8 protein-coding genes are annotated in these 8,251 nt (G+C 73.8%); 4 read left to right on the top strand and 4 right to left on the bottom strand.

The annotated features are described in order from the left end of the window. The 3 genes from D476_RS0126765 to D476_RS0126755 form a co-directional block, all read left to right on the top strand. Positions 1-285 (top strand): GntR family transcriptional regulator (locus tag D476_RS0126765; protein ID WP_017626973.1); only part of this gene is annotated, 285 nt, incomplete at its 5' end. A 131-nt stretch (positions 286-416) separates the two neighbouring features. Continuing rightward, positions 417-2,078: an acetolactate synthase gene (locus tag D476_RS0126760; RefSeq protein WP_017626972.1), complete on the top strand. Its 1,662-nt coding sequence runs from the start codon at positions 417-419 to the stop codon at positions 2,076-2,078. A gap of 364 nt (positions 2,079-2,442) precedes the next feature. Continuing rightward, complete coding sequence (locus D476_RS0126755; RefSeq protein WP_017626971.1) at positions 2,443-2,868, top strand: thioesterase family protein; 426 nt, start codon at positions 2,443-2,445, stop codon at positions 2,866-2,868. A 9-nt stretch (positions 2,869-2,877) separates the two neighbouring features. Here D476_RS0126755 and D476_RS0126750 read toward each other — a convergent pair whose 3' ends face one another. The 4 genes from D476_RS0126750 to D476_RS0126730 all read right to left on the bottom strand — a co-directional run bounded on the left by D476_RS0126750 (position 2,878) and on the right by D476_RS0126730 (position 7,243). Further along, complete coding sequence (locus D476_RS0126750; protein WP_017626970.1) at positions 2,878-4,164, bottom strand: HD-GYP domain-containing protein; 1,287 nt, start codon at positions 4,162-4,164, stop codon at positions 2,878-2,880. Positions 4,165-4,175: 11 nt separating this feature from the next. After that, positions 4,176-5,513 carry an HD-GYP domain-containing protein gene (locus D476_RS0126745; RefSeq protein ID WP_017626969.1) on the bottom strand — a complete coding sequence of 446 codons (1,338 nt, stop codon included), beginning with the start codon at positions 5,511-5,513 and terminating at the stop codon, positions 4,176-4,178. Between the two features lie 816 nt (positions 5,514-6,329). Beyond that, positions 6,330-6,614, bottom strand: coding sequence for a mycothiol system anti-sigma-R factor (gene rsrA, locus D476_RS0126735; protein ID WP_017626968.1), 285 nt, complete (start codon positions 6,612-6,614; stop codon positions 6,330-6,332). Continuing rightward, positions 6,611-7,243: a sigma-70 family RNA polymerase sigma factor gene (locus D476_RS0126730; protein WP_017626967.1), complete on the bottom strand. Its 633-nt coding sequence runs from the start codon at positions 7,241-7,243 to the stop codon at positions 6,611-6,613. Before D476_RS0126730 ends, rsrA begins: the two co-directional genes overlap by 4 nt. Positions 7,244-7,638: 395 nt before the next feature. Here D476_RS0126730 and D476_RS34725 point away from each other — a divergent pair. Continuing rightward, the coding region (locus D476_RS34725; RefSeq protein ID WP_017626966.1) for a class I SAM-dependent methyltransferase at positions 7,639-8,251 on the top strand (613 nt) is incomplete at its 3' end.

The raw sequence follows: 8,251 nt of genomic DNA, 5'->3' as shown, positions 1-8,251 counted from the left end.
CCCTCCCCGGCCCTGCCCCGCCAGCTGGACCGGTACGCCTCCCTGTACGAGGCGCTGGCCAGCGCCTACGACGTGCGGCTGGCCGAAGCCGAGGCGACCATCGAGACGGTGCTGGCCACCCCGGACGAGGCCCGGCTGCTCGGCGTCGACGTGGGCCTGCCGCTGGTGCTGCACTGCCAGCACAGCTTCGACAACGAGGGCAACCCGGTGGAGTGGGTGCGCTCACTGTACCGGGGCGACCGCTACAAGTTCGTCACCCGGCTGCGCCCGCCCGAGGAGCGGTGAGCGGCGCCGGGCGGACCGCCCGCCGCGCCCTCTTGTCCCGGTGCGACCGGAATCACTACGGTGCTATTTGACTCGCGAGTAAGTTTCGCGTTCTCCCGACCCGAGCGAGCACCAGGACAGCGAGGCTCCCCATGGATACGGCCCCCTTCACCGGCCCCGTCGGCGGACACGGCGGCGCGCACGCCGTCGCCGCCGCCCGCCACCACGGCGTGGACACCATGTTCACCCTCAGCGGCGGGCACGTGTTCCCCCTCTACGACGCGGCGGTCAAGCCCGAACCCGTGATGCGGCTGCTGGACGTGCGGCACGAGCAGACCGCCGTGTTCGCCGCCGAAGGGGTCGGCAAGCTCACCCGGCGCGCGGGCCTGGCCGTGGTCACCGCGGGCCCGGGGGTCACCAACGCGGTCAGCGGGGTGGCCACCGCCCGGTTCAGCGGATCGCCCCTGGTCCTGGTCGGCGGGCGGGCCCCGGACGCCCGGTGGGGGCAGGGCCTGCTGCAGGAGCTCGACCAGCCGCCGCTGTTCGACACCGTCACCAAGCGCGCGTGGACGGTGCACGAGACCGGCGCCATCGCCTCGGCCGTGGACGAGGCCTTCACCGCCGCCAACGGCGCCCACCGCGGACCGGTCTTCCTGGACGTCCCCATGGACAAGCTGTACGACCAGGCCGAGGTCGTGCTGGAGGGCGGGGCGGCCGCGCCCGACCGCTCCCCCGACCCCGGCGCGGTGACGCAGGTGGCGCGGCTGCTGTCGGAGGCCGAGCGGCCGGTGCTGGTGCTCGGCGGCGACGTGTGGCTGGACGGCGCCGAGGCGGCCGCCCTGGAGGCCGCCGAGGAGCTGGGCGTGCCGGTCGTCACCAACGGCCAGGGGCGCGGGCTGCTTCCCGGCGGGCACCGGCTGCTGGCCAACCGGGCACGCGGGGCCGCGCTCGGCGGCGCCGACCTGGTGGTCGTGGCGGGCACCCCGCTCGACTTCCGCCTGGGGCACGGGCTGTTCGGCGGCAAGGACGGGGCTCCCCTGGCGAAGGTGGCGCACCTGGCCGACTCGGCCGGGCAGGTCGCGGGCCACCTGGACCTGGCCGCCTCGGCCTCCGGCGACCTGGGCGCGCTGCTGCGCGGTGTCGCCGCCGAGGCCAAGCCGCGCCCCGAGGCCGCCGCGTGGGCCGAGCGGATCTCCCGCGCCGCGTCGGAGGCGGCCGCCTCCGACGCCGACGTCCTGGCCAGTACGAGCGACCCGATCCACCCGGCGCGCATCTACGGCGAGCTGAACCGGGTGCTCGACGACGACGCGGTGGTGATCGGCGACGGCGGGGACTTCGTCTCCTACGCGGGCAAGTACATCGAGCCCAAGCGCCCCGGCAACTGGATGGACCCGGGCCCCTACGGCTGCCTGGGCACCGGCATGGGCTACGCGATCGCCGCCCGGCTGTCCCGGCCCTCCTCGCAGGTGGTGACGCTGTTCGGGGACGGGGCCGCCGGGTTCTCGCTGATGGACGTCGACACCCTGGTCCGGCACCGGCTCCCGGTGGTGATGGTGTGCGGGAACAACGGCATCTGGGGCCTGGAGAAGGCGCCGATGCAGATGCTCTACGGCTACGACGTGGCCGCCGAGCTGTCCCCGCAGACCCGCTACGACGAGGTGGTGCGCGCCCTGGGCGGCGGGGGCGAGCTGGTGACCGACCCCGAGGAGATCGGCCCGGCGCTGCGCCGCGCCTTCGACTCCGGGGTGCCGTACATGGTCAACATCGCCACCGACCCGGACAACGTGTACCCGCGCAAGACGATGGGCGTCTAGACGCGTCCGAGAGGGGAAGGAACCCCGGCGGAGGCGCCGGGCGCGGGGCCGATTCGTCCGGCCGGTCCCGCACCCGGCGCGCCCGCCCGGGAGGTTCGCCTTCCCCGCCCTCGCCCGCGGCCGGCGCCGGGATCGGGCACCCCGCGGATCGAGCCTCCTGCGCCCCGTCCCGTCAACCGACCCGAACGGACGGCGGGGGACGGTGTGCCGCCCATCGGGCGTACGCGGACTCGGCGGGCCCGGCGGGCTCGGCCTCCCGCCGACCCGGCGGGGGCCCGGCCGGAGCTTGGCTCTCGCCCCGGCCGGACGCTCCGATGGTACAAACGCCCTCACGTGAACACGGGGTTTTCCACAGAGGAGTTCGATGAGCGACATCACGGAGCCGCGCCCCGGAGCGCGCGGACGCGTGGAGACGACCGTCGGGCCCGGCGACACCGCCGCGGCCCTGGGCAGCGGGGACGTGCCCGTGCTGGGCACCCCCCGGGTGCTGGCGCTGGCCGAGGAGGCCACCGTGGCGGCGCTGGAGGGCGGCCTTGAGCCGGGCCGCACGACCGTCGGCACCCGGGTGGAGCTGCGCCACACCGCCCCGACCCCGGCCGGGGCCCGGGTGCGCGCGGACGCGGTGCTGACCGAGGCCGACGGCAAGCGGCTGGTGTTCGAGGTGGCCGTGGTCCAGCTGGACCGGAACCCGGCCGGGTCCGGGGGGCCGGAGGGCCGCACCGTGGCGGGCGGCACCGTCGAGCGCGTCGTGGTGGACCGCGAGCGCTTCATCGCCTCCGCGCAGGGCTGACCCCGGGCCCTACCAGCGGGCCTCGGGACGGGTGAGGACGCGGGAGGCGGCCTCGACGACCACCGGGTCGTACTCCTCCCCCGCGTCCATGCGCAGCCGCTCCAGCACGGCCTCGGTGCGGTCCGGGTCGCCGGAGTCGCCCACCAGGTCGTCGAAGGCGTTGGCGACCTTGATGATCCTGCTCCCCAGCGGCGGCGGGCCGTCCCCGCCGTCGCCGCGGCAGCCCTCGCACTGGCGCCGCACCAGCTCGGCCACCCCGTCCAGCACCCCGGTCTCGCGGATCACCGCCGAGCCCAGCTCGGCGATGCGCCGCTGCTCGCGCGGGGAGGCCAGCACGGTGGCCCCGCTGGCGATCGGGTCGCGCAGCGAGAGCTGGCCGATGTCGTGCATCAGCGCCGCGTACTCCAGCTCGCGCAGCTCCGACTCGCGCATGCCCAGCTCGCAGCCGACCGCCGAGGCCAGGCGGCTCACCCGGCGCGAGTGGCCGGTCTCCACGTACCCACCGACCTCGGTCACCCGGGACAGCGCCCGCACCGTCTGCAGGTAGGTCAGCCGGATGTCGGCGAACCGGCGGAAGGCCACCTGGGTCACCAGCAGCGGGGCGGTGAACACCAGCAGCCCCACCAGCCCGGTCACCGTGCTGGCCAGGGCGATCAGGATGCCCGAGGCGCCGATGGCCATGCCGATGCCGAACTGGGCCCGCACCTCGTCGCGCAGCGCCACGGTGAACCGGGTGCGCAGCCGCTCGGCGCGGATCGCCGCCGCCAGCGCGGCGTCCACCGTCCAGGCGGCGATCACCAGCCCGGCCATCACCGCCAGCACCGGGCCCCAGTCGCCCGGGGTCGGCGAGAGCACGTCGGCGAAGGGCCGGAAGACCGCGGCCACCGCCACCGGGGCCAGGAACCGGCGGCACAGGTCGCTCCAGCGCGGGCCGCGCCCCACCGCCAGGTGCGGCAGCTCGCCCACCGCCAGGCCCAGCGCCACCACCGCGCCGACCTGCTGGGCCGGGTGGTGCACCACGGTGCCGCCCACGTCCGACAGGACCGCGTACCCGATGGCCCCGGCCGAGGCGATGGGCGCCACCTCGCGGTGGCCGGGCAGGGTGATGCGGGCGATCTCGCCGACGGCGATGAGCACCCCGAAGGCCAGCGCGGCGTGCGGTTCGACGAAGCCCTCGGCCAGCGTCCACACCAGGGCGGCGGCCGCGCATACGCACGCCCCGGCGATGAGCCACATCCGGGTGTGGTCGATGCGGGGCGGAACGGTGCCCCGCCCGGCGGAGGCCGCCGACACCATTCCCGTGACCGTCACCGCTCCGCCTCCCCGGCCACGCGCAGCGGCACGCTCGGGTCGTCGTGGTCCTGCTTGGCGACCTCGGCGACGTCGTCGTCGGGCGGCTCCACCGCGTCGGGCGCCTGCCAGCCGTCCCGGTCGACGGCGGAGATGAGCGCGTCCACCATCCGCGGGTCGAACTGCGGGCCCGCGCAGCGGCGCAGCTCGGCGACGGCCTCCTCGATGGAGCGGGCCTTGCGGTAGGAGCGGGTGGAGGTCATGCAGTCGAAGGCGTCGGCGACCGAGATGATCCGGGCGAACTCGGGGATCTCGTCCCCGGCCAGGCCCATCGGGTAGCCGCGCCCGTCCATCCGCTCGTGGTGGTGCATGATCCCGGCCAGCGCCTCGTCGAGGAAGCCGATCTCGCGGACGATCTCGTAGCCGCGCATGGGGTGGAGCTGGATGGCGGCGAACTCCTCCTCGGTCAGCCGCCCCGACTTCTGCAGCACCTTGGTCGGCACGCCCAGCTTGCCGACGTCGTGCAGCATCCCGGCGTAGCGGATGGTGTGCACCCGCTCGGCGTTGAGCCCCAGTTCCTGGGCGATCATCGCCGACGCCTTGGACACCCGCATGCAGTGGCCGCGGGTGTAGTAGTCCTTGGTCTCCACCGCCTGGGCCAGGGTGGCCAGGGTGGCGTCGTGCGCCCGCTGCTCGGCCATGTACTGGTCGAAGGCCCAGCGGGCGATGAACAGCGGCAGCAGCACCAGCAGCACCGCGAACGGCCCGACCAGCCCCCAGATGGCGGCGATGAGCAGGCCCAGCATGCCGTAGCCGAGCGAGGACAGCTCAAGGGTGGCCATCGGGCGCCAGCGCACCCGCTTCGGGCGCTGGAGGTCCAGCACGCCCAGCGCGCGCATGAGCCCGACGATCAGCGCCCCGTTGACGGCGTTGTGCACCAGGATCGCGCCGACGTAGGGCAGCACGATCCACGGGAACGCCCCCCGGTCGGGCACCCCCATCTCTCCGCCGAACAGCAGGAAGGCGTGCCCGGCGGCGTACCCGGCCAGGGCGAACTGGGCGCCGTTGAAGACCCGCTTGACCAGGTTCTGGCGGCGGAAGACGACGAGCACCGAGCACAGCCCGACCACGGCCGCCCCGACCGGGCCGACGAGGACGACGGCGGCCAGGGAGGCCGACGAGCTGGGCGAGATGCCCGCCCGTCCGCCGTCCCCGCCGTTGTCGACCATGGTGCTGATCGACTCGGCGACCACGAAGAGCACCGCCAGCAGGAGCAGCGTGGCCGGGTCGATCCCCGCGAAGGGTCCGGCGGCCAGCACCCCGAGGGCGCCCAGGGCGACGAGGCAGACGTACAACCGCGCCGCTACCGGCAGCGACCGCAATTCCCGGTACCTCCCGCCCCATTGCCGACCGAACCGTCATGATTTCATCGTTCCCGTTCTACCACCAGGACCAGCCGTTGACATGGCCGAACAGCCATGTGGCCGCGAGCAGCACCTCGTGCGCGACGGCGAACAGACCCGCCATGGAAATCCCCCTCCTCCTGTGCCCGCCGGCCGCGGTCCGCCCCTCCCCGGCCCCGGACGCGCCCCGGCAAGCGAATTCAACCCCTTACGGTCGATATGGCGCCCAGTTTAACGGCCCCCACTCGTGCACCGATTTTCACGGACCGAACCGTGAGCCAACCGTAAGCATCCGCCGCCGCATCCGTTTCGGAATGCGAAACTACGAATCCGATTCGGAGAATCCGCGACTACACAAAGTAATTGGGCGCACCGGCCGGAGAAGCCGCGACATCCTCGACGTTCAGCGCGCTTCGGACACCACTTCCCACCACCTCCGACCTGCTAACACCACGGAGAGTCACGGAGCGTGACGCGGAGCGCGGCAATAGGGTCGCACCGGCCCCCGCCGTCCCCGCGCGAGAAAATTCGTTCCGCGGTCGGGCGTGTCGCCCCGGCGCGGCGACCATTCTGCACACGTTGTCCCGCATATGCGAAGTTCGTGCGTGATGGCCGAAAATGCCATTTCCGTGTCCTCTTCGACCGCATCGCCGGACGGTGCGTGAAAGGCGGGCGGCCGGGCCGAAATCCCGCGGCGCGGGCACGCGAAAGGGGCGGCGCCCGCGGGCGCCGCCCCTGTGGTCCACCGCTCGGCCGCGGGGGCCGCCGCTACTCGGCGGCGCCCTCCCGGAACTGCATGTCCACCCGGGCCGCCTCGATCCGCGAGAGCACCTTGCCCCGCAGGTCGCCGGGGACGGGGTCGCACCCGCAGTGCTTGGCCACGAGCTTCTTCACGGCCTCCTCCAGGCCGTACTCCTCCAGGCACGGGCGGCACTCGTCCAGGTGCCGCCGGATCTCCTCGCAGCCGGCGTCGGCGAGCTCGCCGTCGATGTAGATGTACAGCCGCTCAAGGACCTCGCTGCACGGGGTCTCGTGCTCTCCTCCGCAGCTCATCGCCGCTCCTCCCGCGTCGCCCCGTCGCCCTGCGCCCCCGAGGCCATCGCGCCGGAGAGGATCCCCCGGTCGACGGCGTACTCCTCCAGGAGGGTTCTGAGCTGCCTGCGGCCCCGGTGCAGCCGCGACATGACCGTCCCGATGGGGGTGTCCATGATCTCGGCGACCTCCTTGTAGGCGAAGCCCTCGACGTCGGCGAGGTACACCGCGATCCGGAAGTCCTCGGGCAGCTCCTGCAGCGCGCGCTTGACGTCGCTGTCGGGCAGGTGCTCCAGCGCCTCGGCCTCGGCGGACTTCAGCCCGGAGGAGGAGTGCGAGGCCGCCTGCGCGAGCTGCCAGTCCTCCACGTCCTCGGTGCCCGCCTGCTTCGGCTCCCGCTGCTTCTTGCGGTAGGAGTTGATGAAGGTGTTGGTGAGGATGCGGTACAGCCACGCCTTGAGGTTCGTCCCCTCCTTGAACTGGTGGAACGACCCGAAGGCCTTGGCGAACGTCTCCTGGACGAGGTCCTCGGCGTCCGAGGGGTTGCGGGTCATCCGCAGCGCGGCAGAATAGAGCTGGTCCAAGAACGGGAGCACGTCCCGCTCGAACCGAGCCCCCCGCTCGTCGAGTGTCTCCTGGCCCTGACTCAAGCCCGCCTGCCTCCTTGTACCGGTCCGCCGTGGGGTGACCATCGTCGCCTCACGATACGACGCGGTGGGAGCGGGGCGCACGCTTGGGCCCGCTGGCCGTGTGGCGGTCTCCCGTTCGAGGACGCCGCAGGTGCCCGTTGCCGCCATGAACGCTTCTGACCTCCTCGTTGCCTCCGGACGCTCGGATGGGGGCGCGCCGCGCGCTCCGGGTCGGCGTTCGGGTGCACAGTGCCGGTGCGTGATGGAGGTGCAAACAACGGAAGGGCCCCGCTGATTCCGGGGGCCCACACCGTGCGCGATTCCCCCCGCACGGCCCGCACAGCCCCTGCTTCCGCAGGTGATGCGCGCGGCGGCGCGGGTAGGAACCTGTGCAGACGACGTGGGAGAGGAGTGTCGTGCGCCCGTCCTCAGGTTTCGCGGCTTGGACCCCGGCGTCCTCACGGACCGGCGCCCCGACCGGACCCCCGGTCGGCGCCCTCCCTGAGGAGGCTCCGCGCTCCCCGGCGGAGCAGTTCGCCGGATCCGATCCGCTCTCGGCGTACTGGCGCTTCTACTGGGCGGTCGCCGGGGCGCAGCTCGCCCGCTGGCTGCCCGCCGAGCCCTCGCGCCTGCTCGACCTGTCCGCGCCCGAGTTCCGCGGGGCCTCCCGGGCCGTGGCCGCCGGGCACGACGTGGTCACCCTGCTGCCCAGCGCCGAGGACGCCCCGAAGCCCTCGCTGTCGCTGGTCAACGGGCACGCCCCGGCCCCGCGGCCGGGGCGCGATCCCGGACGGCTGCGGCCGGTGGTGGGCGACCCGGCGGCGCTGCTGGGCTTCGCCTCGGAGGGGTTCGACGGTGTCGTGGCCGACGACCGGGTGCTCTCCCGGCAGCTCGCCACCGAGCAGGCCCTCGGCGAGATCGCCCGCGTGCTGCGGCCCGGCGGCCGGGCCCTGCTGTGCGTGGACTCGGTGGTGCTGGGCATGGCCCTGCTCGCCGAGCAGGACTGCTGGCCCGAGCTGAGCTCCGCCC

This window comes from Nocardiopsis chromatogenes YIM 90109 (genome assembly GCF_000341185.1).
Lineage (GTDB): Bacteria > Actinomycetota > Actinomycetes > Streptosporangiales > Streptosporangiaceae > Nocardiopsis_A > Nocardiopsis_A chromatogenes.
Note: the sequence above shows the minus strand (reverse complement) of the source record. Positions and strands in the feature narration are given on the sequence as shown.

Coding starts and splice junctions, on each gene's coding strand:
- D476_RS0126760 (WP_017626972.1), top strand. CDS start 417: ATGGATACGGCCCCCTTCACCGGCCCCGTCGGCGGACACGGCGGCGCG.
- D476_RS0126755 (WP_017626971.1), top strand. CDS start 2,443: ATGAGCGACATCACGGAGCCGCGCCCCGGAGCGCGCGGACGCGTGGAG.
- D476_RS0126750 (WP_017626970.1), bottom strand. CDS start 4,164: ATGGTGTCGGCGGCCTCCGCCGGGCGGGGCACCGTTCCGCCCCGCATC.
- rsrA (WP_017626968.1), bottom strand. CDS start 6,614: ATGAGCTGCGGAGGAGAGCACGAGACCCCGTGCAGCGAGGTCCTTGAG.